23 protein-coding genes are annotated in these 25071 nt (G+C 65.2%); 8 read left to right on the forward strand and 15 right to left on the reverse strand.

What is annotated here, in order from left to right:
- Positions 1-21 precede the first annotated feature (21 nt).
- From TK90_RS05060 to TK90_RS05090, 7 genes are all read right to left on the reverse strand, one after another.
- A complete protein-coding gene (locus TK90_RS05060; RefSeq protein ID WP_012982416.1) occupies positions 22-552 on the reverse strand; it encodes an invasion associated locus B family protein in 531 nt (176 codons plus the stop codon).
- A gap of 118 nt (positions 553-670) precedes the next feature.
- Positions 671-2182 (reverse strand): glycosyltransferase family 39 protein, encoded by a 1512-nt coding sequence (locus TK90_RS05065; protein ID WP_012982417.1) that lies wholly within the window; start codon positions 2180-2182, stop codon positions 671-673.
- Positions 2179-2832, reverse strand: coding sequence for an HAD family hydrolase (locus tag TK90_RS05070; RefSeq protein WP_012982418.1), 654 nt, complete (start codon positions 2830-2832; stop codon positions 2179-2181). The genes TK90_RS05065 and TK90_RS05070 overlap by 4 nt, the downstream gene beginning before the upstream one ends.
- Positions 2832-3596: an SDR family oxidoreductase gene (locus TK90_RS05075; protein WP_012982419.1), complete on the reverse strand. Its 765-nt coding sequence runs from the start codon at positions 3594-3596 to the stop codon at positions 2832-2834. The genes TK90_RS05070 and TK90_RS05075 overlap by 1 nt, the downstream gene beginning before the upstream one ends.
- The gene (locus TK90_RS05080; protein WP_012982420.1) at positions 3593-4891 is read right to left on the reverse strand and encodes an FAD-binding oxidoreductase; all 1299 of its coding nucleotides are present in this window, start codon (positions 4889-4891) and stop codon (positions 3593-3595) included. Before TK90_RS05080 ends, TK90_RS05075 begins: the two co-directional genes overlap by 4 nt.
- On the reverse strand, positions 4888-5859 hold the full coding sequence (locus TK90_RS05085) for a lysylphosphatidylglycerol synthase transmembrane domain-containing protein (RefSeq protein WP_012982421.1): 972 nt from the start codon (positions 5857-5859) through the stop codon (positions 4888-4890). The genes TK90_RS05080 and TK90_RS05085 overlap by 4 nt, the downstream gene beginning before the upstream one ends.
- Entirely contained in the window at positions 5856-6731 is an 876-nt protein-coding gene (locus TK90_RS05090; protein WP_012982422.1) for a decaprenyl-phosphate phosphoribosyltransferase, read from the reverse strand. Before TK90_RS05090 ends, TK90_RS05085 begins: the two co-directional genes overlap by 4 nt.
- 173 nt (positions 6732-6904) lie before the next feature.
- On the opposite strand from TK90_RS05090, the gene TK90_RS05095 reads away from it, so the two are divergent.
- From TK90_RS05095 to TK90_RS05115, 5 genes are all read left to right on the forward strand, one after another.
- Complete coding sequence (locus TK90_RS05095; RefSeq protein WP_012982423.1) at positions 6905-7420, forward strand: hypothetical protein; 516 nt, start codon at positions 6905-6907, stop codon at positions 7418-7420.
- A 42-nt stretch (positions 7421-7462) separates the two neighbouring features.
- Positions 7463-8353 carry a DMT family transporter gene (locus TK90_RS05100; RefSeq protein ID WP_012982424.1) on the forward strand — a complete coding sequence of 297 codons (891 nt, stop codon included), beginning with the start codon at positions 7463-7465 and terminating at the stop codon, positions 8351-8353.
- Positions 8354-8447: 94 nt separating this feature from the next.
- Positions 8448-8837 carry a DUF4870 domain-containing protein gene (locus TK90_RS05105; RefSeq protein WP_018174522.1) on the forward strand — a complete coding sequence of 130 codons (390 nt, stop codon included), beginning with the start codon at positions 8448-8450 and terminating at the stop codon, positions 8835-8837.
- Between the two features lie 341 nt (positions 8838-9178).
- Entirely contained in the window at positions 9179-10609 is a 1431-nt protein-coding gene (locus TK90_RS05110) for a sigma-54 dependent transcriptional regulator (protein WP_020146171.1), read from the forward strand.
- Positions 10610-10706: 97 nt separating this feature from the next.
- Positions 10707-11723, forward strand: a complete 1017-nt coding sequence (locus tag TK90_RS05115) for a transporter (RefSeq protein WP_018174524.1) — start codon at positions 10707-10709, stop codon at positions 11721-11723.
- A gap of 25 nt (positions 11724-11748) precedes the next feature.
- Here the strand turns inward: TK90_RS05115 and TK90_RS05120 are convergent, their stop codons facing one another.
- The 6 genes from TK90_RS05120 to TK90_RS05145 all read right to left on the reverse strand — a co-directional run bounded on the left by TK90_RS05120 (position 11749) and on the right by TK90_RS05145 (position 15910).
- Positions 11749-12255, reverse strand: a complete 507-nt coding sequence (locus TK90_RS05120) for a hypothetical protein (protein WP_020146169.1) — start codon at positions 12253-12255, stop codon at positions 11749-11751.
- A complete protein-coding gene (locus tag TK90_RS05125; protein WP_012982429.1) occupies positions 12252-12959 on the reverse strand; it encodes a C39 family peptidase in 708 nt (235 codons plus the stop codon). The genes TK90_RS05120 and TK90_RS05125 overlap by 4 nt, the downstream gene beginning before the upstream one ends.
- Positions 12960-12969: 10 nt before the next feature.
- The gene (locus tag TK90_RS05130) at positions 12970-13302 is read right to left on the reverse strand and encodes a hypothetical protein (RefSeq protein ID WP_018993558.1); all 333 of its coding nucleotides are present in this window, start codon (positions 13300-13302) and stop codon (positions 12970-12972) included.
- 137 nt (positions 13303-13439) lie between these two features.
- The gene (locus tag TK90_RS05135) at positions 13440-14345 is read right to left on the reverse strand and encodes a hypothetical protein (RefSeq protein WP_012982431.1); all 906 of its coding nucleotides are present in this window, start codon (positions 14343-14345) and stop codon (positions 13440-13442) included.
- 440 nt (positions 14346-14785) lie between these two features.
- Positions 14786-15109: a ferredoxin FdxA gene (gene fdxA / locus TK90_RS05140; protein ID WP_012982432.1), complete on the reverse strand. Its 324-nt coding sequence runs from the start codon at positions 15107-15109 to the stop codon at positions 14786-14788.
- Positions 15110-15262: 153 nt separating this feature from the next.
- Positions 15263-15910: an ERCC4 domain-containing protein gene (locus TK90_RS05145; RefSeq protein WP_012982433.1), complete on the reverse strand. Its 648-nt coding sequence runs from the start codon at positions 15908-15910 to the stop codon at positions 15263-15265.
- 185 nt (positions 15911-16095) lie between these two features.
- On the opposite strand from TK90_RS05145, the gene TK90_RS05150 reads away from it, so the two are divergent.
- Positions 16096-16467: a hypothetical protein gene (locus TK90_RS05150; protein WP_012982434.1), complete on the forward strand. Its 372-nt coding sequence runs from the start codon at positions 16096-16098 to the stop codon at positions 16465-16467.
- 57 nt (positions 16468-16524) lie between these two features.
- Here the strand turns inward: TK90_RS05150 and TK90_RS05155 are convergent, their stop codons facing one another.
- The gene (locus tag TK90_RS05155) at positions 16525-18861 is read right to left on the reverse strand and encodes an EAL domain-containing protein (RefSeq protein WP_041444197.1); all 2337 of its coding nucleotides are present in this window, start codon (positions 18859-18861) and stop codon (positions 16525-16527) included.
- Between the two features lie 248 nt (positions 18862-19109).
- The gene (locus TK90_RS05160; RefSeq protein WP_012982436.1) at positions 19110-21638 is read right to left on the reverse strand and encodes an EAL domain-containing protein; all 2529 of its coding nucleotides are present in this window, start codon (positions 21636-21638) and stop codon (positions 19110-19112) included.
- A 475-nt stretch (positions 21639-22113) separates the two neighbouring features.
- Here TK90_RS05160 and TK90_RS05165 point away from each other — a divergent pair, with 475 nt between their 5' ends.
- Together TK90_RS05165 and TK90_RS05170 are read left to right on the forward strand one after the other, a co-directional pair.
- Positions 22114-23439, forward strand: coding sequence for a DEAD/DEAH box helicase (locus TK90_RS05165; protein ID WP_012982437.1), 1326 nt, complete (start codon positions 22114-22116; stop codon positions 23437-23439).
- 181 nt (positions 23440-23620) lie between these two features.
- Positions 23621-24856, forward strand: a complete 1236-nt coding sequence (locus TK90_RS05170) for a methyl-accepting chemotaxis protein (RefSeq protein WP_012982438.1) — start codon at positions 23621-23623, stop codon at positions 24854-24856.
- Positions 24857-25071 lie beyond the last annotated feature (215 nt).

Below are 25071 nucleotides of genomic sequence, written 5' to 3' on the forward strand. Positions count from 1 at the left end.
GTGGCGAAGCCAAGCGAAGGCCTAGAGCCGCTCGCTGGCGTCAGTGAAGCCCATCAGCGAGACGTCGAAGGCCAGCGGCTGGTCGCCATGCAGCGGCCAGAAGCCGACTGTCAGCGCACTACCACCACGCATCGCGCTGAACTGGCTTTCCGTGAGCTCATGGCCTGCCACGCAGCCCTGCTCCACACAGGCGATGTAGGGGGCCTCGATCTCCTCGCCGTCCTCATCGACCTGCATCAGGATGCCGGGGCGCAGATCCACGCCCAGCGGCAGCAGGATCTCGATGATGTAGCTGTCGCCATCGCGGAACAGCGAGGCCTGCAGGTAGGCGCCCTGCGCCTGCTCGTCCTGGATCTGCAGGGTCTGCTGCATACGGCAGCGCTCGCCGCCCTGAACCTCAATGCAGGCGACCTCCCAGTCCTGGTAGGTCGTGGTCTCCGGCTCCTGCTGCTGCATCTGCTCTTCCATCTGCGGGTCGGTCTGGGCCTGGGCCAGGGTCAGGCCCGGGATGGCCAGCAGCAGCGCACCAGCGAATGCCAGGTAAGGCTTCATGTAGGGATCTCCGTCATTGCATTGGCAAACAAACGCGTCAGCTTGAACGCGCGTTGCGCCGGGTTCAAGCATATCGCCGTGCCTGTGTGACCGTAATACCGCACCGACGTTCGCGGCGTTACGGGCTGTAGCGATCGGTGAAGTCGCAGCGGCCTTCGGGGAGCCAGGCGGGGATGGCGTAGTAGTCGGCCAGGATCTCGGTCAGGACCTGCTCGCGGTAGGCGTCATAGCGAAATCCGTGGCCTTCGGCGAATTCCCAGTCGATCCCGCGGATCGGCTGGCGGCGGATCACGACCTCGTCGAAGAAGGGTTCCAGGTCGCCCGGGTCGACCTCGCCGCGGGTCGCGACGTACAGCAGGTTCTCGCCGTCCAGGGCGCGGAAGTCGGTCAGCAGGTCGTCCTGACGGCCGTAGTGCGAGCCGGAGCCGAGTACCCCGACGTCGCGTCCGGCGTAGTAGGCGAGTACGGCGGAGCGCGAATAGCTGCGCGTGAATACGTGCCAGTCCGGCTCGTATTCGTTCACGGCCTCGGCCACGGACTCCGGGGCGAGATAGTAGACCGCATCGGCGTAGCGCCCGTGGTCCTCGAGCCATTCCACGGGCATTAGCGCGATGGTCAGGAGTACGGCTGCGTGTACGCCGGCCAGGATGGCCGAGAGCCAGGCGCTGATGTTCAGTGCGCGGGTGCTCAGGAACAGGGCGGGCAGCAGCAGGAAGGGTACGAACACCGCCAGCCAGTGCAGGCCGATGCTCTTGAACGGCGCCAGCAGGGCGAACACCGCGAGCGGGATCAGTCCGGCGCTCAGGAAGACGTCAAGGTGATGTTCGCGGATGCCGGGGCCCAGCGCGCGGAACTCGCGGGCGATGAACCACAGCAGCCAGGGGGTGAAAACGTAGACCAGCATCGCCGCGTAGGCGAGCAGGTTGGTCGGGTCGATCCCGTCGCCGCCATGCCGGTTCACGATGTTGAACATCACGTTGTACCAGCAGTTGTCCCAGTTCCAGTACAGGTTCAGGGCCACCGCCGGCACGACACCGAGGATGATCAGCAGCAGTCCGCGCCAGTGGCGCGGCGCGAACAGCAGGATGTGCAGCCCCAGCGCAATCCCGAGCAGCACCGCGAAGTACTTCGACAGGAAGGCCAGGCCCAGCACGAATCCCGCCAGCAGGAACCAGCCCGGACGCCCGGTGCGCAGCGCGTGCCAGGTCAGACCGGTGGCCAGCAGGCCGAACAGGAGCAGCGGGGTGTCCGTGGCGGTCAGTACCGCGATGAACAGCAGCGGCACGAACAGGGCGATCAGCGAGACCAGCCGCGCCCGAACCGGGTCCTGCCGGCGCCACAGCGCAAGGATCAGCAGGGCGGGGGCCATGGATACGGCGATCCCCAGCGCCCGGATCGCGAGCGGGTGGTCCGAGATCGCGAGCACCAGGCTCAGCCACCAGCCAACCATCGGGGGATGGTCGTAGTAGCCAGGATCGGGGTGCTGCCCCCAGATCAGGAAGTACGCCTCATCGCCCGTGATCGGCAGGGTCCAGGCGATCAGGATCTTGGCGGCCAGGGCGGTCAGCAGCACCGCACCGTAGTGGCGCGCGAGCCAGGGCGCGCCGGGAGGCAGGCGATCGGCACTCATGCCTTGTGCGTGTCCGTCTGGATTGGCTCGAAGCGGCCGCCCCGCAGTCGGTAACCCGTGGTGACCATCTGCAGCATGGGTTCGTCCCCCGCGCTGTCGCCGTAGGCGGCGTAGAGGTCGACGGGCGTGTGCGGGTCAAAGCGACCCAGCCAGCTGGCGATCGCGGCGGGCTTGGCCGCGCCCTGGCAGTTGGTTCCGTCCAGATGCCCGCTGACGCGGCCGTGCTCGTCGACCGCCAGGCGCGAGCAGATCACGTCGGCCAGGCCATGGCGCTCGGCCCAGGGCTGCAGCCACAGATCCAGCGAGGCCGAGACCAGCACGCAGGTGTCGCCGGCCGCCTGATGGTGTTGCAGGCGTTCCATGCCGGCCGGTCGCAGCAGGCGGTCCAGCACGCGATCCGCGAAGGCATGGCCCCGGGCCTGCAGATCGTCCAGGGATGCGCCGCCGATCATCCGCTGGAGCACGGCCTCCTTGGCGACCTGGTTGGCGATGCGGCCGCGCGCGAAGCCCGCCAGGGTCGGCAGGCAGCCGGGCAGGGCCGCGACAAAGCGCGGCGTACCCAGCGCGAAGCGCAGGAACGGGAACAGGCTGTCGCGTCGGGTCAGGGTCCCGTCGAAGTCGAACAGCACGATGCGTTGCGGCGCCGTCATTACAGCTTCAGGCGTTTGAACAGGTATTCGGGGATGAGGCGGATCACGGTCATGATGCCCCACCAGATCCAGGGCAGGTAGGCGACATCGCGGCCGCGGCGCATGGCCTTGACGATCCCGCGCGCGACCGTATCGGGCTCCGCCCACAGCGCGCCGGCGCGGTTGAAGCCCTCGGTCATCGGGGTGCGCACGAAACCCGGCTTGATCGTGACCACATCCACGCCGCTGAAGAACAGCCGGTTGCGCAGCCCCTGGAGATAGGTGGCCAGCATGCCCTTGGCGGTGCCGTAGACGTAGTTGCTCTGACGCCCGCGGTCGCCGGCGACCGAGCCGATGGCGGCGATCACGCCACGGCCGCGCTGCTCGAAGTCGGGTGCGATGCAGGCCAGGAAGGCGATGGCGCTGGTGCCGTTCACATGGATCGCCTCCAGTGTGGTCGCGACCGACGTGTTGCAGGCCTCCTGATCCGGCAGCGTGCCCCAGGCCAGCAGCACCGCATCGATGTTATCGCTCAGCGCTTCGCGGGCCTGCGCCCAAACATCCGCGTGGGCGTCGATGTCCGCCAGGTCGGCCGTCGTGCCGAGGATGCGCGTGCCGGAGGCATCGTCGCCGCGTACGCGCAGATCCTGCAGCAGGGGCTCCAGGCGCTCGCCGTCGCGCGCGACCAGAAACAGTCGGGCCCCGTGCTCGGCGAGTTCGCGCGCGACGGCGGTGGCGATCGCCGAGGTGGCGCCGAGGATCACGACAGACTGCAAACGGTTCATTTGGTCACCCTGCGCCAGAAGCCGGAGGAGAATTCGGGGTCGACAAAGCTAGCGAACTCCTCCCAGCGGGGAAAGCCGCTGCGGAACAGGTCGGGTGACATGCGCGCATCCTTGGCCGGGTACAGCGCGCCGCCGGCCTCCTGCACGATGTGGTCCAGGCGCCGGAACAGGTGCTCGGTCTCGTTGCCGCGTTCGGGGAAGTCCAGCGCCAGGGTCGCCCCAGGACGGGGGAATGACAGCATGCCCGGCCCCGCGCGATCCCCGAAGCGCTTGAGCACGGCGAGGAACGAGCCCTGGCCGCTGGCGGCCACGGCGTCGAGCAACGCCTGCATGCCGTCCTTTTGCGCATGCGGGGGCAGCACGCACTGGTACTGGTAAAAGCCCTTGTACCCGTAGATGCGGTTCCAGTGGCGGATCGCGTCCAGCGGAAAAAGCCAGGGCAGGTGATGGACGGCGCGGGCGGTCGGGTGTACGGATTGGCGGTAATAGAGCTGGTTGAACAGCCGCAGGGTCACCCGGTTGACCAGTGAAACCGGCGGGTCCAGCGGTATGGCACGGCGGGGCTCCCGGTATTGGCTGCGCGCCGGTGCGGTGGTGGCGTGGCGCGCCCCGCTGTAGATGCCGCGCCCGACCTCGCCGCGCGGGCCCGGGTTCAGGCAGTCGATCCAGGCGACGGTGTAGGGCCATTCGCGCTCGGCCCGGGCGTCCAGCTCCCAGAACTCGTCCAGGCTGTCGAAGCGCTGCGACCACGCGCGCATCCAGGGCGTGCGTACGGGCACGAGCTGCAGCGTGACCGTCTCGATCAGGCCCGTCAGCCCGAGCCCGCCGACGGTCGCGGCGAACCAGTCCGGGGTGTCGTCGGGGGTCACCTCGAGGCATTCGCCGGCCGAGCGGCGCAGGGTCATGGCGCGGACGTGCTCGCCGAAGCTGCCGGCATGGTGGTGGTTCTTGCCGTGCACGTCGTTGGCCACCGCGCCTCCGAGCGTGACAAAGCGCGTGCCGGGTACCACCGGCACGAACCAGCCGCGCGGGACCGCGAAGCGCAGCAAGTCGTCCAGGGTCAGGCCGGCCTCGGCGGTGATGCGGCCCGTATCGGGATCGAAGGCGATGAAGCGATCAAGGTCGCGAGTATGCAGCAGGCTCCCGCCGGGATTCAGGCAGACGTCGCCGTAGCTGCGGCCGAGGCCGTAGGCCAGCAGTGGGTGTGAAGCCCCGGGCAGGGGCTGGCCGCGCCGGTTCAGCGTGACCTCGGCGGCGTGCGCGACACGCGGGATGCGGTTCCAGCTCGTGGTCATGCCGTGGCCTCCGGTTGTTCGCGGCCGCGAGCCTCGGGGTTGGTGCCCAGGGCCATCAGGCCCAGGATGACCGCGAACCACAGGGTGGTGAAGCGGATCAGCATGGTGGCGGCGACCGCATCGGCCGCGGGCATGTCGTGCAGCAGCAACAGGCCGACCATCACGGCCTCGGTCCCGCCGAGCCCGCCGGGCAGGAAGCTCAGCGCGCCGGCCAGCATCGCCAGCGCAAACACGAATGCGGCGAAGGCAAAGCTGGCCTCGAAGCCCATTGCGTTGAGGATCCACCAGAAGGCGAGCGCCTCCGCGCTCCAGGCGACCACACTCAGAATGGTCGCCCCGGCCAGCAGGGTGGGGCGGTGGCAGCGCCGGGCCTGCAGCAGGATAGTCGCCAGGTGATGAACGGTCCGCCACAGGCGCTGGCCGGGCCGGTCCGTCCACGTCTGCAGTCGTGCGAGTGGTCGGCGCCACGACAGGATGACCAGCGCGAGCGCCACCGCACTGGCCCCGGCGAGGATCAGCCAGCCACCCTGGGCCACCAGGGTGAAGCCCAGCATCGACAGCAGCACGACCGCGATCAGATCGGACAGACGCTCGCTGACGAAGGCCGCCAAGCTGTCGGGATAGGGAACATGGCGTCGCTTCAGCAATACGCCGCGCAGGGCCTCGCCGGCCTTTCCGGGTGTGGTGGTCAGGGCAAAGCCCGCCAGGTAGATGTGGGCGCTCCTGCGCAGGGGCACGTGGTGACCCAGCCGGCGCAGATAGAGCTGCCAGCGTGTGAAACGCAGCGAGTAGTTCACCAATGAGAGCGACAGGGCCAGCAGCAGGCCCCCGATCCCCACCAGCGCGAGGGCATGCCAGACCTCGGCGGCCCCCGCCCACAGCGCAACCCCGAGATACAGCACAACGGCCGCGATGACGGATAGCATCACGGCCCGCATGCGCCAGCCGGACAGCAGGACCGCACTCATGCGAGTACGGCGATGGTGACGCCCAGCCAGACGGCAACCGTTGCGAGCAGGTGCGGGTCGGTGACCAGGTCGCGCGAGGTGTCGTTGCCGCCACCACGGGCGTGCAGCAGGAACAGGTAGCGGAAGATGCCGTAGATCACGAACGGCAGCGTGTAGATCAGTCCATCCGTGCCGTGCAGGTCGATCGTCTGGGCACTGACCGTGTAGAGCCCGTACGACAGGACTGTGCAGGCCGCGCTGATCGCGATGAACTGGTCCACCAGGCCCACGCTGTAGTCATTGAGTACGCGGCGCGGGCCTTCCCGTTCGGGAGAGCGCTCGATTGCGGTATCCGCCAGTTCCGCGCGGCGCTTGGCGAAGCCGAGAAACAGTGTGAGCATCAGGCCGCACAGCAGCAGCCACTGCGAGGGCTCGATCCCGAGCCCGAGCGTGCCGGCCAGGATGCGCAGCATGAAGCCCGCCGAGATGCTGAACACATCCAGGATGACGACATGCTTCAACCACCAGGAGTAGGCGACGTTCAGCACCAGGTAGGCAAGCACTAGGGCGGTCACGCCGGTGCTGACCATGGCCGCCAGTACGAGGGCGACCACCACCAGTGTGGCGAAGATCGCCCAGGCCGTCCCGACCGGGATTGCCCCGCTGGCGATGGGCCGGTTGCACTTGACCGGGTGCTGGCGGTCGGCCTCGACATCGACGATGTCGTTCAGCACATACACCGCACTCGCAATCGCACAGAAGGCGATAAAGGCGACCCCCGCGGCCAGCAGCATCGCCGGTTCCCACTCGTGGGCGAATACGACGCCCAGCAGGACAAACCCGTTCTTGATGTACTGGTGCGGCCGCAGCAGTTTGATCAGTGGCTGAAGCATCGAGGGGTTCCGGGGCATTTGCTCTGGGAAACACGGACCAACGCGAGTGGGTACATGGGTCGGCGAGTCCGTGAAGTCTACTGGGGCCAGGGATGCGTTACCATCGGCGGCGTTTGCCGCGAACGACCGACCGTTCACGGCGCGCATTGTTTCACAGCCCTGGAGGAACCCCCATGAACCGACTGTCCGCACTCCTGCTCGCCGCGCTATTGGCGACTTCCACCCTGTTCCTCGCGGCCTGCGACGGCGGTGCCAACGCCTCGGCCGACGAAGTGGCCGAAGGCGAGGCCTTCCCCGAGCGCACGCTGAATGACCAGCACGGCAACCCGCTGCAGATACCGGGTGATGCGCGCGTGATCCTCAAGACGGTGGAGATGGCCCCGGCCGATATCGCCAACGCCGTGCTCGGCGAGATGACCGAGGAAGAGCGCAACGAGATCGGTGTGATCTACATCGCGGATATCCACCAGATGCCGCCGCACGTGATGGAGAACGTCGTGCTGCCGCGCATGCAGGCACGTGAATACCCGACGGTGGTGACCCAGTCCGAACAGGACGCGGGCTTCATGCCGCACACACCGGAAGAGGTCACCGTGATCCTGCTGGACGGTGACGGCACCGTTACCGGTATTCATAGCGCCGCGAACGAGAACCGGCTGAAGGAGTTGCTCGAACAGGCGGGTGAATAAGCCCCTGAAGCGGCGAGCGCCGGTTTCGCGGCGGCGTCGCTGATGGCCTTTTTCCTCGGACTCCTGACGGCGCTCGGGTTTGGCGCTGGGGATTTCTTTGGTGGCCTGGCCTCGCGCCGAATCCCCGCGCTCGTGGTGGCCTGCTATTCGCAGTTCCTGGCCACCGGCGCGCTGCTGCTGATCGCCGTTCCGCTTGCGGGGCTGCCGGGCCCGCAGGCGTTGATCTGGGGGGGTGCCTCCGGGCTGGCGCTGGCGCTGGGCCTTCTCGCCTATTATCGCGGGCTGGCCGAGGGCTCGATGGGCCTGGTGGCGGCGATTACTGGTGTGATCTCCGCTCTGGTGCCGCTGGGGGTGGGCCTGGCCCTCGGTGAGCGGCCGGGCGTGCTGGCGCTGGTCGGCATTGCCGCCATCGTGGTGGCCATCGGCATGATCTCGGGCGGGGCGCGCAAGGCCAGCCCGCGGCGTCTGGATCAACCCGTTCGTGGCCTGATTGCGCTGGCGCGGGGTGAGCATCCGGTCAAGGGGCTGCTGGACGCCGTGATCGCCGGGGTCTGCTTCGGCCTGGTCTTCGTGTTTCTCGATCAGGCCCAGGCCGGATCACCGTTGTGGCCCGTGGTGGCCACCTCGGCGGTCGGGGCCCTGACGCTTGCCCTTGTCATGCTGGTCTTGCGGCCCGAACGCGGGATGAGCCGCTCCACCTTCGTGCTGCTGGCGCTGGCGGGGCTGTTCCAGGCGGCAGCGACCCTGGCCTTTGTCGTGGCCGTACGCATGGGACTGCTGTCGATCATTGCGGTGGCCGGGGCGCTGTCGCCCGCGCCGACCGCGCTGATGGCCCGCCTGTTTCAGGCCGAGCGTATGTCGCGTGTGCAACTGGCAGGCTTCGTGTTCGCCCTGCTCGGGATCGTGCTGATCGTCTGGGCGGGTCCAGCGTAGGGGGGCTTGCGCCTGTCACTGGGTCAGTAGCAGAAGTGCTAGTCTCGGCGAACAGGCTCGCAATGAGCATGACCATGCCGACAGGAGGTGCAAGGTGAGCGAAGGAACACGACCGGAAGTCGAACCGAGCGATGTGAGCCGCCCCGTGCCGGGTCCGCGCAAGGAGCGCACGATGGTGACTGTGGTGTACGTACTGTATCTGGTCAGCTTTCTGACCGCGCTCACCGCGATCGCCGGTTTGATTATTGCTTACATCAAGCGCAACGATGGGGACGCGGTCAGCGACACGCATTTTACCTACCAGATTCGTACATTCTGGATTGGCTTGCTCGGCGTGATCGTAGGGGCTGTTTTGACCCCGATCGGTATTGGATTCCTGGTCTTGCTGTTCATGATCGTCTGGCTTTTGGTGCGTTGCATCAAGGGTCTGCTGGCGAATAACGAAGACCGGTCGATCGAGCAGCCGGAGACCTGGCTGTGGTGACATTGGTTAGTGATACTCAGGAATTGTCTCGTGTTTGAGACGTAGTGTCCCCGTATCATACGGTCGGGGATTTTAAATGCATCACAAAAAGGGCCGCTCTCGAGCGGCCCTTTTTATTTTCGGGCGAATCTGGCTTCGGGAATATTAATGCCCTTCATTAAAATAAATTGTAAGTCTTTTTGGTGGTTAATTTCGCGCTCCTTGTTTAATGTTTCGATCGTTCTTTTCCCCTATATTCCGGCAGAGACAACGCTGAATTTCCAGCGATGGGTCGGTTGCGTCGAACCGGCAAGTAAAGCTGGATCTGAACAATAGGGACGGGCATGGCCGGATCGCGAAGGTTGAATGGTTCCTTTTTGCGGTCGGTGGATGGCGGGACTTTCCTGCCCCGGGGGGATTCCGACGAATCGCGTTATGCACTGCAGCGCGCCTGTGCGACTGCGATGGTGCGCGAGGTGGCATGGGTAGACGGTGGCGGCGGCGCGGGGGAATCGATGCCGAGCTTCTCCGATGCCTGGACGCTGTGGCGCGTCCCGGGGCCGGGTGGGGTAACGGAGGGGACACTCAGCAAGGTGCGTGTTGGGCTTGTCGACCTGGGCAGCCCCATCCCGAACTGGGTGACCGAGTTTGTACACACTCATCAGCATGTGAAGTGGATCGCGCTCGTTCACCCGGATCTATTACTGCGCGACGACGTTCGCGAGCTGATCCGCGAGTCCTGTTACGACTTTCATACCCTGCCATTCGACCAGGCGCGCCTTGAAATCACGCTGGGACGGGCATGCGGCATGGCGGCGCTGGAAGCGCGGCCCACTCGTCCCAATCAGGATGCCGAGTCGGACCATATTCCCATCGTTGGGCATAGCCCGGCGATGCAGGGACTGGCCCGCCAGATCGAGCGCGTCGCGGGCTCCGAGGCACCGGTGCTCTTTCAGGGCGAGAGCGGCACCGGCAAGGAACTGGCTGCGCTGGCGGTGCACCGACATTCACGAAGGGCGAACGGGCCTTTTGTGGCAGTGAACTGCGGGGCATTGCCGGCGCAGCTGATCCAGTCGGAACTGTTTGGCCACGAGGCAGGCGCCTTTACCGGGGCGGGTCGACGCAAGATCGGGCAGTTCGAGCTGGCGCATGGCGGCACGCTGCTGCTGGACGAGATTGGCGATCTCAGCCTGGAGCTACAGGTCAATCTGCTGCGTTTCCTGCAAGAGGGAACGCTGGTGCGGGTCGGCGGGTTGCAGCCTATCAAGGTGGATGTGCGCGTGCTCGCGGCGACCCATGTCGCGCTGGACGAGGCCGTCGAGAGCGGTCGTTTCCGCGAGGACCTCTACTACCGCCTGAATGTCATCCAGCTGGATGTGCCCCCGTTGCGAGAGCGGGGCACGGATCTGAAAGAACTCGCGCGCTTCTATTTCGAACAGTTCCGCAGCCAGAACCCTCGGCTGCGCGGCTTTACCCAGGCCGCGTGGCAGGCGATGTATGCACATGCCTGGCCCGGAAACGTACGCGAGCTGGTGAACCGGGTGCGGCGGGCGGTGACGATGGCGGAGGGACGCCTGATTCGGCCGGAGGATCTGGGACTGGCCGCTTCGGGCAATGCCGAGAAGCCGCAAACGCTGGCCCAGGCGCGCTCGACCGCCGAACGGGAATTGCTGATCAAGGTGCTGGGCCAGTGCGACAACAATGTCTCGCGGGCCGCGCGCCAGTTGGGGGTGGGCCGGATGACGCTCTACCGCCTGCTCGACAAGTACGGGCTGCGTTCCAATGCGCCCTGAATCTTGTGACGGGGAAGAGAGTGGCCCTTGCGTAACAGTTCGGCCCCTGGGGCCATGGAGAACGACGGTGGACAAGCGATGGGTCAGGAGAAGTGGGTTGGGGATCGTACCGTTTTGTATCGGGTTGGCCGGGCCGGCCGTGGGCCAGGAGGCTCGCGAGGCGGTCGGGGACGCCCCGGTGGATTCGGGCCCCGAGGTGACGGTCTTCGAGGAACGTGGTGTGCTCACACCGAAGGGGCAGTGGGTAGTGGAGCCGTCGTTGTCGTACGTGCACAGCAGTTCGCTGGATGTGTCGATCGAGGGGTTCACCATCATCCCGGCCCTGGCGATCGGGCTGATTGATGTCAGCGAGACGGAGCGCGACACGCTGACCGCGGCGGTGAGCTTTCGCTATGGCCTGACCGAGCGGCTGGAGGTCGGGATGAAGATCCCGTATGTCTACCGCGAGCAGCAGGTGCGCCGGCGCGACATCCTCGAGGCGACCGCGCTGGAGCGTGTGACGGGCTCCACCGGGCAGGGATTGGGCGATATCGAGTTCGGCGTGTCTTACCAGTTCAACATGGCGGATCGAGGTCGGCCGTTCTTTATCGGCAACCTCAAGGCGAAGAGCACGACTGGTAAGGGGCCCTTCGATGTCGCCCGCCGCGAGATCCTGGATGACGAGGGCAATCGCCTGGGCGAGATCTTCCTCGAGCAGCCCACCGGTTCCGGGTTCTGGAGTATCCAGCCCAGCGTGACGATGATCTATCCGACCGACCCGGCCGTGATCTTTGCGAACGTCAGCTATCTCTGGAACATCGAGCGCGATGTGGGCGATGGCTATGGCAAGGTCAATCCCGGCGACGCGGTCGGCATGAGCCTGGGGATGGCCATCAGCCTGAACGACCGCACCTCGATGAGCTTTGGCTACGACCACAGCACGGTATTCCGCACGCGGGTGGAGAACGAAAGCGGGCTGGAGCCCGTGTTCGGGCGGCGCCAGGTGGGGACCGTACTGTGGGGTATCTCGCACCGGCTGACGGACCGCACCAGTGTGAATTTCTCGCTCGGTGTCGGGGCGACCGAGGCCGCACCGGATGTGCAGGCCACCCTGCGGGTGCCGATCCGTTTTTGAGGGGCGCGTTGCCGTGGCGGAGGGTTCAGAAGCCTCCGCCACGCTCGAGCATGTGCTGTTCCAGTGCCCGGCCCAGGTCCCCGCGCGGCATCTGCAGATTGCCAAGCTCCAGTTGCAGGATGGTCTGGTGGCGGATGTCCTGTCCGTCGAGCTCGTTCTGGATCGCAGTGACCCAGCCCATGCCCGAGGTCCAGCTTTCCGCCGGCATCGCGCCCCCGGTCTGGATGACGACCGAACGCAGGTCGGTGCCGGGCCAGTGGGAGCCGCTGGCGATATCGCTAAGGGGGCGTAGTGTCGAGTGATTGATCACCTCGCCATTGAGTGACGTGATCTGCTCCAGCCCGATCGAGATCTCCAGACCATCGCGCCCGAAGAAGCCGCCGCGCTGGGCCTCCAGTACCGAATCCGGTACTACGCGCTCGTCGCCGAGGGGGGGCAGGACATCCAGGGCATGAGCCGTTGTAGCCCATGTCGCGCTGGCCAGGATGACGCCCAGGATGCAGCAGGGCAGGCGTTTCATCATGGCGCTCACCAGTCGCTCGCGCGGGGCAGATGCAGGGTGAAGCTCGCCAGGTCGCTGCGCACGACACCCGACTCGATCGGCGCGCGGGTCACGGCGGCCCAGGTTTCGGAGGCATTGAAGCGATGCCGGGCGAGGTCCACGTCCTCGCGAATGATGAACAGGATGTCGTTGACCCAGATCTGCTGGAACTCGTTACGGGTGTAGCTGTTGACCCCGAGAGCCGGATCTCCCACCAGTACCCGTCCGCCTTCGAGCCCCTTGATTACCACGAAGTGGCGATAGCCCCGAGTCTCGATCATCGCGATCGCCGGCACCCCGAGATTGTCGAGGTCATCCAGCCCGATGCGAAAGCCGTCGGCGGGCATGCCCTGTTCGGCCTCCAGGTAGTGCTTCATGTCGAGCATGGAGAAGCCCTGTTCGCGGATCAGGTCTTGGTCGCCGCGTCGGAACATGCTGTCGAAGGTCTCGACCTCTGTGGTGGGGCGGTCGTAGTGGTACGTGAGCAGCGTAGCCAGGGCGGCGGAGCCGCAGCTGAAGTCGTATCGCTGCGGGACGATGGAGCGAAAGCGCAGGTCTTTCAGGCTCTCCACCGGCACGTTCATGCTGCCGATCATGCCGGGGAACTGGGCCCCGCCGGCCCATGCGGACAGGGCAGGCGAAAGCATCAGCGCGGTGGTGATGACTACGCAGAGGAACCAACGGCGGATGGGCATTGGTGATTCCTCAGGGGTTGATCGTGATGTTCACGATCATCGATTCCTGTATGGCGACGTTGTTGCCGCTGTTCTGAATGACCGTGGAGATCCCGCGGGCATTGTCGAAGGCCCCGGCCGCCACGAAGTTCTTGCCGGTGGTGGAGTTCACGGCGTGGTTGTTCGCGAGGTCAATGCGCGAGTGGATCTGACCGAGCTGAATATTGGTCACGCCCTGGCGTGCCCGTTGCGCGTCCAGTGTGGCCAGATCGACCACCTCATAGGCGTCGGGAGCCGAGCCGAACAGCAGTTCATCGCCGGCCGGCGGGACTTCGGCATGGGCGATGGCTGTCACCAGCAGCATGCCGGCGGACAGAAAGGCAGCAGAACCGATGCCGCCCCGGTGAGCTGACGGATTACTCATGACCGGACCCTCTTGCATGGCAGGGAGAATGCGGCGGGGATGATCCCGCCGCATGCCGTTCCGACACGCCGTGTCGGTTAGTTGCCCAGGTTCAGATGCGCCTGCACCGAGACCTGTTGCTGGGTCAGGCTGTTCGCGCCGCTGTTCTGCGACACCTGGGTAATCCCCGCCGGGGCCACGAAGGAATCCGAGCCGATGTAGTTGTGGCTCTCCTGGTTGGCACGACCGGCGATGTCGACGTAGTTCCCGGTCACAGTACCCGACAGTTCGTTCTGGCTGACCACGGCGTTCACCTGCAGCGACGTGTTGAAGCTGTCCGTTGCGGTGTAGTTGCCGGAATCCATGATGGCCGAGCTGTTGTCGGAGTTGTCGCTCTGATCACGGGTCACCGAGGCAGTGGAACCGTTGTTGGCGGCTGCACTGTTGTCGTCCGCGTGGGCCATGCTGTTGTCGGAGTTGTCGTTGCCCGAGTCGGAGATGTTCAGGCTGTTGTCGGAGCTGTCATTCCCGGAGTCGGAGACATTCGTGCTGTTATCGGAGCTGTCATTGCCCGAATCCGAGACATTCAGGCTGTTGTCCGAATTGTCGTTCCCCGAATCCGAGACTGTGGTGTTGCCGGAGTCGGAGATCGCGGTGCTGTTGTCGGAGCTGTCGTTGCCCGAGTCGGAGATGCTCGTGCTGTTGTCCGAGTTGTCATTGCCCGAATCCGAAATGCTCGTGCTGTTGTCGGAGCTGTCATTGCCCGAGTCCGAGATCGCGGTGCTGTTGTCCGAGCTGTTCGACAGGTCGGAGTCATTGATTGCGAACGCCTGGGAATACTCGTTCGCCGAGGCGCCGCCGCCATCGGCCGAGGAGGTGGCGGTGGCGGTCTGATCACCGACTTCGCCATCGGCGGTATTGGTCGGGTTGGCCAGGGCCAGGCCCGAGCTCAGGCCGAAGGCCAGGGCGATAGCGGAAGCAATCAGGGTCTTTTTGAAGTTCATGGCTTTGTCTCCATTGGCTAGCCAGCAATAGACGGTTGTCGTAGCCCCGGTGCACGTGGCCCGTGCTACGCAACAACCCAACTAGCAGGACTTGGGCCAGCGGACGGTTTGTCCGGGAGAACAATGACTTATAGAGTCAAGGGGTATCGCGATCGGACCCAATCTGTGCCATCCGCGATACAGTGCGTGCGCTCGGGCGCGGCCATTCGAGGTTGAACCTATTGAAATCACGAGGGAATCGGGTTTCGCGTGAGTGACTCAACGAGGAGACACCGGGTACCCCAGCTACGGTTGCCGCGGGCTGACTTGCAGGGACGAGGAGGGTGGGTGGCGGTCGGGAAGAAGGCCGTTGCAGCGCATCGGGAGATGCAGAGGGGGGCGCCTGGCCAGGCGGATGCAGCGAGATTGTGGGGCTGCCTGGCAGCCCCATTGATGCGGACTTAGCGTTCCAGATGCTTCAGCTTGCCCTCGACGCCGTCCCACTCCTCGGCGTCTTCCGGCGGATCCTTGCGCGCGGTGATCACCGGCCAGGTGCGCGAGAGCTCGGCGTTCAGCTCGATAAACTGGAGCTGGTCTTCCGGGACATCATCCTCCGGCACAATCGCCTCGGCCGGGCACTCCGGCTCGCAGAGCGTGCAGTCGATGCACTCGTCAGGGTCGATCGCGAGGAAGTTGGGGCCTTCGTGGAAGCAGTCGACCGGGCAGACCTCGACGCAATCGGTGTACTTGCACTTGATGCAGTTCTCGAGAACGATGAACGCCATTGGTTTCTCCCTGAAATCAGTTAATTGCGGTCCCGCCTTCCGGTGGTCTGGCGAGCGCCGCCGCGCGTGCCCCCGGGGCCTGCGCATGGGCTGCAGCGCGCATTGTAACGTCAGGCGAGGGGCGAGACACGTGAATCCCCGCACCCTGCGGGATTACCCTTTGCGGCTGCCATGGGTCACGACGGACTCGATGCGCTGGGCGCGTTCCAGGTCCATGCCATCGACCTCGGCTAGTTGCTCGGCATCCGTGTTCAGCACGTCGCGCACGCTGCCGAACTGGCGCAGCAGGTCGCGGGCCAGATCGGGTTCCACACCGGGCAGGCCGCTGATAATGAACTCCGCCGCTGCACGGCGCTTTTCGGGCTTGGCGGGGCGTGCGATTGGGTCGGGGTCCACCTGGGCGTTCATGCCTAGCAGGTAGATCAGCATGCCGCTGGTGTCTTCGTCATTGGAGGGCAGCACACTGATCCCGAGCGCGATCGTCAGATGCGTCAGGGCGCGGTGGATGTCCAGCGCCTGCTGGTGGAAGCGTGGTTCGTAGAGGTCCCCCTCGACTACGTAGATCACCTTGTCGTGCGTCGCCTTAAGCTTGGCGGCGTTCTCCCACAGGGTCTGGTCCACGACGCTCAGCACCATGTCGGTGGCGGACTTGCGCTCCACGACGACCCCACCGGGGAGTTCGTAGTCGCCGACATCAAGATCGACGAACTCCAGCTCCACGCCCTCCAGGCGCTCGAGGCGCTGGATGATCTTGCCCTGTTCGCGGCGATCCACGCGGATCGGGAGATGCAACTGACTCATGCGGTGTACTCCATTGCAGTGAATGCGCCGAGTGTAGGGGGCTCGAGCTCGGGGCCCAAAAGGCCCGATCTTCCCCATGTCTCCGCCAGCATCTGTCACGCGTGCGAAAGCGAGAATGTCCCCTATACTCCGATGGGCATGCCGAACGATGCATGCCGGATATAACGAAAACACAGGAGGGAGTGATGGCGATTCAGATCGCGATTGTGGGGCTGGGCCGCGTAGGGGGCCGTTTTCTGGAACTGCTGCTGGACAGCGATACGCCGGGAATGGAGATTTCCGCGGTATCGGAGCAGGGCGACACCGACGGCCGCAAACTGGCGCAGGCGCGCGGGATTCCGGTGGAATCGGTCGAGGAGATCCTGGCCCGTGGTGATCAGGTGGATGTGGTCTATGACCTGACGGGGCAGGCCGAGGTGCGCCAGCGCCTGCGCGAGGGGATGCAGCGCGGGGGCAATTGCCACACCGTGGTGGCGCCCGAGGTCATGGCGCATCTGACCTGGTCGCTGTTGACGCACGAGGCCCCGCCGGACGTCCACGCGAACATGGGCTACTGACCGGGGTTAAACAGGCGGTCGGGGTTCGTTCCCGGCCGCACCGGTGTTCTGCGGTATTCAGCCGGCGACCGATCCGGAACGCCGGCTTTCCGCGACCGGAACAGGACAGGGTTCCAGGGGCTCCGGCACGTGGAGTCCAAAGCCCTGGGCATAGTCCACCCCCACCAGCCGCAGGGCGTCCATCAGGCGCTCGTGCGAGACACACTCCGCGACCGTCTTGACCCCGATCACGCGGCCGATGTGGTGAATGCTCTCGACCATCGCCCGGCTGACCCGGTCCTCCGCCATATCGCGCACGAAGCTGCCATCAATCTTCAGGTAGTCGACCTTCAGTGTCTTGAGGTAGCCGAACGAGGCCATACCCGTCCCGAAGTCGTCCAGCGAGAAGTGACAGCCCATGCCCCTCAATTCGCGGATGAAGCGGCTGGCCTGGCTCAGGTTGGCGATCGCGGCGGTCTCGGTAATCTCGAAACAGATTCGGCTGGGCTCGACGCCGCTGTTCTGCAGCTGATGGACGATATAGTCCAGCATGCCCCGGTCACAGAGGGACTGGCCGGACAGGTTCACGGCGAAGTGACCCTCGGTATCGGTGTCGGTGGCCACGTGCTGAAGCACCCGCTTGATCACCCAGCGATCGATTGCGGGCATCTGCCCGTAGCGCTCTGCGGCGGGGATGAAGGTGGCCGGCAGGACGACCGTGCCGTCCTCCTCGACCATCCGCAGCAGGACCTCGGTGTGTGTGGGTTCGTCGCCGGAGACCGGAACGATCCTTTGCCCGTGTAACCAGAATCGGTTGTGCTGCAGGGCATGGGTAATGCGCTGGACGCAGTTCATCTCGCCCTGGCAATGCGACAGCTCGGCGTCCCCGGCCCGCGAGACATGGATGCGGTTGCGTCCCTGTTCCTTGGCCAGGTAGCAGGCGGCATCGGCCTCGCTCATGTACTGCACCGTGTCTTTCAGGTGCCCGAACACCGGGACTACCCCGATGCTGATCCCGACGCGGAAGATTCGTCCCTGCCACTCGAACCGGTAGTTGTCGACGGTTGTGCGCAGGGTCTCCGCGATGCGTTCCGCCTGTACCAGCGGGCAGTTCGACAGCAGCACGCCAAACTCGTCGCCTCCCAGGCGTGCCAGGGTGTCGCTCTCGCGCAGCTGGCTGTGCAGCTGCGAGGTCAGCTGGCACAACAGGTCGTCGCCTGCCCCGTGTCCGCAGGTGTCGTTGACCAGCTTGAACTGGTCCAGGTCCATGTAGAGCAGGGCGTGTTCGCGGTTTTCCTGCTGGGCTGTGGCCACCAGCTGGCTCAGGCGCCGCTCGAATTCCGCACGGTTGGCCAGCGAGGTCAGGCAGTCGTGGGTGGCGGCCCAGGACAGTTCGCGGGCCATCTCGCGTGCCTTGGAGACATCACGGAATACCAGGGCCGCGCCGATGATGGTGCCATCGCGGTCGCGGATGGGGGCCGAGACCTCTTCGATGGCGTGTTCGCGACCCTCGGCCGAGATCAGGATGGCCTCCTGGTCCAGCGTGCAGGCCGTGCCATCCGGCATGCGTTCGGTCAGCGGATGGTTGAGCCGCTCGCCGGTGGACTCCCGGATGATGTGGAACACGCTTGCAAGGGGCTGGTTGTAGGCGGACGCCTGGTCCCACCCCGTCAGGTGCTCGGCGACCGGGTTGAGATAGTCGACCCGGCCCTCGAGGTCCGTGGTGATCACGCCATCGCCAATGGCGTGCAATGTGACCTGGGCGCGTTCCTTTTCTTCGTGCAGTGCGGATTCGATCCGCCGCGTATGACGCAGGACACCTAGCGTGATCAGCACACCTATCAGTAGGGCGGCGCCGCCGAGCACCAGCATCAGAACGACCGCGGTACGGTATTGACGCGCGGTGTCGCGCACGGCTGTCAGTCCGGCCTCCTGCTGAAGGTTGATCATCGCGTCCAGGTGTTCCAGCACGCGCCCCTGTTTCGGGATAGCCTCCGCGAGCAGCCAGCTCGTCGCCTCGTCGGTCTCGCCGTCCAGGATGTGGTCGAGCACGCGTTCCTGGACCTGAACCGCGCGCTCGGTCAGTCCGCGGGACTCGTCCAGCAGCCGCTGTTCGGCCGCCGTCATCGGCATCGCATCCAGCTGCTGGCGGTTGTACATGAACTTCGAGGCATGGCCACGAAAGGTCATGATCCCTTCATCGAGGTCGAACGGGTCGGTGGTGATCGACAGCTGGAGCAGGGTTACCGAGCGTTCGCGGGCGGCGTTGCGCATGTTGCCCAGCAGCTCAGTCTTCACGTTGTGTTCGTGGACAATCAGCTCAAGGCGGTCGTGCACCTGAGCCATACGATTCAGGCCCAGCGCGATCAACGCCGCCATCAGCACGAGCACGATGGTAAACCCGAGCCCAATCACCCATGCGGAACGGCTGCGCGGCTCCGCCGGCGCGCTACCGCCAGGCCCGGGTGCCGGCCCTTTGAGGAATCTCCCTGCCACGCCCACTCCCTGTGTCGCGAGGGGGCTCGGCCGAGCTGGCGTCCCCCTTCCTTCTTTTTATGACCCGTTCATTCCAGGCGTTATGTTGCTGATTCAATGGGAGTGTTAGCTGAGTGTCAAACAGTGAATGCTAATGTATGTTCAAAATGCAGCCAGCAGGGCGGGTTTCAGGCATCCAGTTGCGAGTGGACCGTGGCACGGAACTCCTCCACCGAAAGCGCGGGCGAATAGAACCAGCCCTGGTACAGGTCGCAGCCTTCTCTGCGCAGAAAGGCGAGCTGCTCGGCTGTCTCGACGCCTTCTGCCACCAGCTTCAAATGCAGGCTGTGACCGAGGCCCATCACCGAACGCAGAATCATCTCGGCGTCGCGGTCGTGGCCGATCCCCGCGATGAACGAGCGGTCAATCTTGATCTTGTCGATCGGCAACGACTTCAGATAGGCGAGCGAAGAATACCCGGTGCCGAAATCATCCAGCGATACGCGCACACCGAGGGCCTTGAGCCCGGAGAGGTGCTCGCGCGTCAGGGCGACATCGGCCATGGCCACGGTCTCGGTCACCTCGATCTCTAGATGTTCGGGCGAAGCGCCGGCCTCCTTCAGGGCCGCAGCGAGTCGGGAGACGAGATCCGGCTGTCGGAACTGAAGCGCCGAGACATTGATGCAAATGGAGGTGTCGACATCCAGTTGTGCCCAGTCGGCCAGTTGCTGGCAGGCGCGACGGATCACCCAGTCGCCGAGCGGCAGAATCAACCCGTTCGCCTCGGCGCTGGGGATAAAGCGCGATGGTGGTACGGCACCCAGTTCCGGATCGTTCCAGCGGAGCAGGGCCTCGGCGGCGGTAACGGCCCCGGAGTGGGCATCGATCAACGGCTGGAAGTGGAGTGCCAGCTGGTCGTGCTCCAGTGCGTGTTTCAGTCGCTCCTGGAGCTGCTGTTCCGCACGTACCTGGGCATCCAGGTGTTCGGAATAGAATGCGTAGGTGTTGCGCCCGGACCGCTTCGCTTCGTACATCGCCATGTCGGCATAGCGCACCAGGGTGTTCGCGTCCCGCGCATCCTGCGGGAACAGCGCGATCCCGAGACTGGCACTGGAGCTGAATTGGCGCGTGGGGCCGGTGTGAAACGGCCGGTCGAACTGCGCCAGGATCTCCTGGCCGCGCTCTCCGACCTGCAGTTCATCCGTAATCTCGGGGAGCAGGATCATGAACTCGTCGCCGCCAAAACGCCCGATCGTGGCGTCGGTGCCCGCTGCGTCCTTCAGGCGCTGCGCCACTTCGCGCAGCAGTTCGTCACCCTCGTGGTGCCCGAAGGTGTCGTTGATCATCTTGAAGTGGTCGAGATCGAGCAGCATCACCGCAATGCGGTGTTCGTGCCGGCTGGCATGGGCAATACTCTGGGCAAGCCGATCGTGCAGGAGCCAGCGGTTGGGCAGGCCGGTCAGGCTGTCATGAGTCGCCTGGTGCTGGATACGGGCCTCGCGGCGCTGGCGGTCCGTAATGTCACGGATAAAGGCGGTGATGCGCCGCCCGCCCTGGTCCTCGAAGGCATTCAGGCTGATGTCGACTGGAAACTCGGTACCGTCCAGCCGACGTCCCCGCAGGTCGGGTATTTGGCCCATGGTGCGTTCCGAGATGTTGTCGCCCTGCTGCAAGCGGACCGATCGGTGGTGTTCGCGCAGGCGCTCGGGGATCAGGTTCTCCACGGGCTGGCCAATCAGATGCCGTCGCGGGTACCCGAACAGCCGTTCGAGGTTGCGATTCGCCATCAGGATGGTGCCGCCGCCGTCGGTCACCAGCACCCCGTCCGGCGCCGTGTCGATCAGTTGCTCGTAGCGCTGCTGGCGCAGCTCGATATCCCGGTGGGCAGCCCTCAGCTGGGCCATGGGCGCTCGCACGCTTTCGATGAATACGGCCCAGTAAATCAGCGCATAGGCCGCCACCTTGTAGATATGGCCGAGTACGAAGAAGCCGTCGGACAGGTTGTCGTACAGGGTAAAGAACACCTCGCTGGCCATCAGGATCATCAGCGCGGCGGCCACCAGCGGCATGCCCGGGCGCTGCATGAGCTGCGGGCGCAGTAGCAGGATCACCAGGGTGGCCGCATGCAGTGCCACCACCACGCCCTCCAGCGCGATCTTGAACGGCGTCAGTCCCTCGCCCGGGATGAACAGTGCCGGGATGCGCTGCTCATGCCACAGCCCTACCCAGGCAAGCAACGCAACAAGTACCAACGCACCCGCCAGCATGCCTCTGGGAGCGGGTCCCTGGCTTCTCGGGACCAGGGGAAGTGCTACGTAGAGCAGAAGAGCCAGCGCGCCGACGAGCCGCGCGGCCAGCCAGAAAAAGATCGTCTGCTGCGAGGAGTTGGGAGTGATGAAATCCGGCATCTGCGGATAGGTCATCAGGTGCAGGAAATCGAGCAGGCCAACCGCCAGAAACGCTGTGGCGAGGACCAGAGTGGCCATCAGCCGACGGCGGTCGCGCACGTGATAGGCGACCGCGAACACGCCGATTGCCACGACCACCGCGAACAGTTCGGTGGCCGTGTGGAACGCGGTCATGTGCTCCAGCGGGACCAGAGGCGGGACGGGGATGCCGACCATCCAGAGGAGCGCGGGCAGCATGAACAGTGCCAGCAATGTCAGCCACATCAGGGGCATATGGGGTAGAGCCGGGGAGCGGGGAAGGGCGTTCATCGGGGCCCCTGAGCGACACGACTCATGTGCACGCTTGGCGACCCTTCGCTCGGGTAGCTGCACCGGACGTACTGCGCCATCGTGCCCCTCCACAGTCGGCAACGGACGATCGAACTCCTGGATGTATGCCGTTGCCGTGAGGCACGCGCGTCTGACACGGGGTGCAACGGATCCGTATCGCTGGACCTTCGTCACCCGGCCATCCCTGGCGCGTTTATTCTTATAATCTTCGTATTATACGATCGTTTTTGGAATCAGCCCAGATTCTTTACCGTGGGAATTGGGTATTCAGAGAAAATCCGCGGAGAATCACTTGCTTTCATCTTCTGACCCGGTATAGTGACCGCACCGAACGCCCCGCCCGTCAGCGTCCGTTCACTGATTCGGAACCCTCTCGGTTCCCGTCCCCCCGATTTCGTCATACCCCGATGGGTGCCCCTCGAGTACGAGCGGCGGGTAGCCGTTGGAGTATTGCATGTCTTCTGTTTCTTCTTTTGCCGACCTTGGGTTGGCCGAATCCCTTTTGCGTGCGCTGGACCAGGCCGGTTACAAGACGCCGACCCCGATCCAGGCCCAGGCGATCCCGGAAGTTCTTAAAGGCGGGGATCTGCTGGCCGCCGCGCAGACCGGGACCGGCAAGACCGCCGGCTTTACCCTGCCGATCCTGCAGCGACTGACCACCGGGCAAACGCCCGAGCGCAAGCCGGGGCGTCCGCGGGCACTGATCCTGACGCCGACGCGCGAGCTGGCTGCTCAGGTCCACGATTCCGTCCGTACCTATGGCCGCCACCTGTCGCTGAAGTCGATGACCATCTTTGGTGGCGTGAACATGAATCCGCAGATCAAGGCACTGCGGGGCCCCATGGATATCGTCGTGGCGACCCCGGGTCGCCTGCTGGACCATGCTGGCCAGAAGACGATCGACCTCTCCGGCGTGGAGATCCTGGTGCTGGATGAGGCCGATCGCATGCTGGACATGGGCTTCATCCGCGACATTCGTCGTCTGATTGGCCTGATGCCCAAGCAGCGTCAGAACCTGATGTTCTCGGCGACCTTCTCCGGCGAGATCCGCACACTGGCGTCGAGCCTGCTGAACAAGCCGGCCGAGGTCGACGTGGCCCCGCGCAACACCGCCGCCGAGACCGTGCAGCAGACCGTGCATCTGGTGGAGAGCAGCCGAAAGCGCGAGCTGCTGAGCCACCTGATCCGCAGCAACGACTGGGGCCAGGTGCTGGTGTTTACCCGTACCAAACACGGCGCCAATCGCCTGGCACAGAAGCTGACGCAGGATGGCGTGCCCTCCGAGGCGATCCATGGCAACAAGAGCCAGGCGGCCCGTACCAAGGCGCTCAAGCAGTTCAAGACCGGGGCCGTTCCGGTCCTGGTCGCGACGGACATCGCGGCGCGCGGCCTGGACATCGACCAGTTGCCGCAGGTGGTCAACTTCGAGCTGCCAAATGTGCCGGAAGACTACGTACACCGCATCGGCCGCACCGGTCGTGCCGGTTCCGTTGGTGCCGCCCTGTCGCTGGTGGATGGTGAAGAGATGAAGCTCCTGAAGGGCATCGAACGCCTGATTCAGCGCCCGATCGAGCGCATCGAAACCGATGGCTTCGCGACCCCGAAGCCGGCGGCCAACGATGGCAATGGCCAACGCCGTGGCGGCAAGCCGGGCGGTGGTGCGCGTAATGGCAAGCCGCGCCAGAGCCGTGGCGGCAAGCCCGGCGGCAAGCCCGGCGGCAATCGCGGTGGCGGTCAGGGCCGCGCGGCCCAGGGCAACCGGGCTGCACGCAGCCGCTAGACCCTCGGCCGTTCTGACCAACTCCGCCCGCGTCTCCCATGGGGACGCGGGCTTTTTTGTGTTCGCGAACCTGCGGTCGCCTTGATCCGGATCACCTGCTCTTGGAGGCGCTTGCGCGAAGATGGGCGTGCTATCAAGAAGCGGCCACTCTGGCCGTTATAGCGGGGAAAGGAGGGACCCCATGAACCGGCTTCTGAAGATCGGCGGACTGCGCCTCAAGCTTGTGATCCTTGTGATTCTCGTCAGTACCATCCCGCTCTCGATCATGGGTGGGGTGACCTTCCACACCATGAAAGGCGACCTGGCGACGAATGTCGACGCGGCGCTGGTCGATCAGTTGTGGTGGCTCCTCTGGGGCCTGTGGGTGGTGGCCTTTCTGATTGCGCTGGCGATCGGCTGGTTTGCGGCCAACATGCTGGTGCGGCCGCTGGAACGGCTGGCCTCGGGGCTGGAGGCGATCGCATCCGGTCAGGCGGACCTTGGCCACCGGGTCGAGGTCACCACCGACGACGAGATTGGTCGCACCAGCACCGCATTCAACGCGGTCATGGAGCGGTTGTCGGGCCTGATCACGCAGGTGGCGGATGCGGCCGACGGCATCGCCGCCTCGGCGCGCCAGTTGGAGGGTCGTAGCAACGAGCTCAGTCGCGAGACCAACGAGCAGCGCTCGGATGTCGAGCAGGTGGTCACCGCAATGAACCAGATGTCCGCGACCGTGCAGGAGGTCGCCAACAACACCCAGAGCACGGCGGAAAGCGCCGGTCAGGCGACCCGTGCGGCCGAGGGCGGGCGCAATGTAGTGCAGGCGACCCAGGGCTCGATCAATGCCCTGGCCAGCGAGATCCGCAAGGCCAGTACGGTGATCGACGAGCTCAAGGGGGACTCCGACAACATCGGGTCCATCCTCGAGGTGATCGAGGAGATCGCCGAGAAGACTAACCTGCTGGCGCTTAACGCCGCGATCGAGGCGGCCCGGGCCGGGGAGGCCGGTCGCGGCTTTGCCGTGGTCGCCGACGAGGTCCGCCATCTGGCCCAGCGCACCAACGACTCCACCGGCGAGATCCGCGAGATCATCCAGCGTCTGCAAGGTGCGGCTGGCAAGGCGGTGCAGGCGATGGAGGTGAGTCAGCAGCAGGCCGAGGCCTCGGTCAGCAAGGCCGGCGAAGCGGAGGAGACCCTGGGATACATCCATGACTCGGTGACCACCATCGACGACATGACGCGTCAGGTCGCCTCGGCCACCGAGCAGCAGAGCCAGGTCGCCGAGGAGATCAACCGCAACATCCACCACATCAACGACATCGCGGTACGCAGCGCCGACGGCGCCCGCGAGATGCAGGAGGCTGTCGAGGCCCTGGAAGGCCTGGCCGAACGCCTCCAGGCCGAGGTAGCCGGCTTCCGCCAGCAACCCGCCTGACACCCGGGGTCAGCCCTCTACTAGCGTCCTTGGGGCTGGGCCTGGTTCGGCATCTGGAGTTTACGGTGGCTTCGGTCCACCGTCTGCCTGCGCTGTCTCGCCAGCGCGCCGCGCCCGTTTTTGATCAACAAAGGGCGGGGTGCGCTGCCGAAACAGCGCTTGGCAGGCGGCCGGACGAAGGCTCGTAAACCCCCGATGCCGAACCAGGCCCAGCC

Source organism: Thioalkalivibrio sp. K90mix (genome assembly GCF_000025545.1).
Taxonomy (GTDB): domain Bacteria; phylum Pseudomonadota; class Gammaproteobacteria; order Ectothiorhodospirales; family Ectothiorhodospiraceae; genus Thioalkalivibrio.

Bases quoted from the DNA above. Each gene is read 5' to 3' on its own strand.
- TK90_RS05065 (WP_012982417.1), bottom strand. From the start codon at position 2,182: ATGAGTGCCGATCGCCTGCCTCCCGGCGCGCCCTGGCTCGCGCGCCAC.
- TK90_RS05085 (WP_012982421.1), bottom strand. From the start codon at position 5,859: ATGAGTGCGGTCCTGCTGTCCGGCTGGCGCATGCGGGCCGTGATGCTA.
- TK90_RS05125 (WP_012982429.1), bottom strand. From the start codon at position 12,959: ATGCCCATCCGCCGTTGGTTCCTCTGCGTAGTCATCACCACCGCGCTG.
- TK90_RS05130 (WP_018993558.1), bottom strand. From the start codon at position 13,302: ATGCTGCTGGTGACAGCCATCGCCCATGCCGAAGTCCCGCCGGCCGGC.
- TK90_RS05170 (WP_012982438.1), top strand. From the start codon at position 23,621: ATGAACCGGCTTCTGAAGATCGGCGGACTGCGCCTCAAGCTTGTGATC.
- TK90_RS05160 (WP_012982436.1), bottom strand. From the start codon at position 21,638: ATGAACGCCCTTCCCCGCTCCCCGGCTCTACCCCATATGCCCCTGATG.
- TK90_RS05090 (WP_012982422.1), bottom strand. From the start codon at position 6,731: ATGCTTCAGCCACTGATCAAACTGCTGCGGCCGCACCAGTACATCAAG.
- TK90_RS05135 (WP_012982431.1), bottom strand. From the start codon at position 14,345: ATGAACTTCAAAAAGACCCTGATTGCTTCCGCTATCGCCCTGGCCTTC.
- TK90_RS05165 (WP_012982437.1), top strand. From the start codon at position 22,114: ATGTCTTCTGTTTCTTCTTTTGCCGACCTTGGGTTGGCCGAATCCCTT.
- TK90_RS05075 (WP_012982419.1), bottom strand. From the start codon at position 3,596: ATGAACCGTTTGCAGTCTGTCGTGATCCTCGGCGCCACCTCGGCGATC.
- TK90_RS05060 (WP_012982416.1), bottom strand. From the start codon at position 552: ATGAAGCCTTACCTGGCATTCGCTGGTGCGCTGCTGCTGGCCATCCCG.
- TK90_RS05070 (WP_012982418.1), bottom strand. From the start codon at position 2,832: ATGACGGCGCCGCAACGCATCGTGCTGTTCGACTTCGACGGGACCCTG.
- TK90_RS05095 (WP_012982423.1), top strand. From the start codon at position 6,905: ATGAACCGACTGTCCGCACTCCTGCTCGCCGCGCTATTGGCGACTTCC.
- fdxA (WP_012982432.1), bottom strand. From the start codon at position 15,109: ATGGCGTTCATCGTTCTCGAGAACTGCATCAAGTGCAAGTACACCGAT.
- TK90_RS05100 (WP_012982424.1), top strand. From the start codon at position 7,463: ATGGCCTTTTTCCTCGGACTCCTGACGGCGCTCGGGTTTGGCGCTGGG.
- TK90_RS05145 (WP_012982433.1), bottom strand. From the start codon at position 15,910: ATGAGTCAGTTGCATCTCCCGATCCGCGTGGATCGCCGCGAACAGGGC.
- TK90_RS05080 (WP_012982420.1), bottom strand. From the start codon at position 4,891: ATGACCACGAGCTGGAACCGCATCCCGCGTGTCGCGCACGCCGCCGAG.
- TK90_RS05150 (WP_012982434.1), top strand. From the start codon at position 16,096: ATGGCGATTCAGATCGCGATTGTGGGGCTGGGCCGCGTAGGGGGCCGT.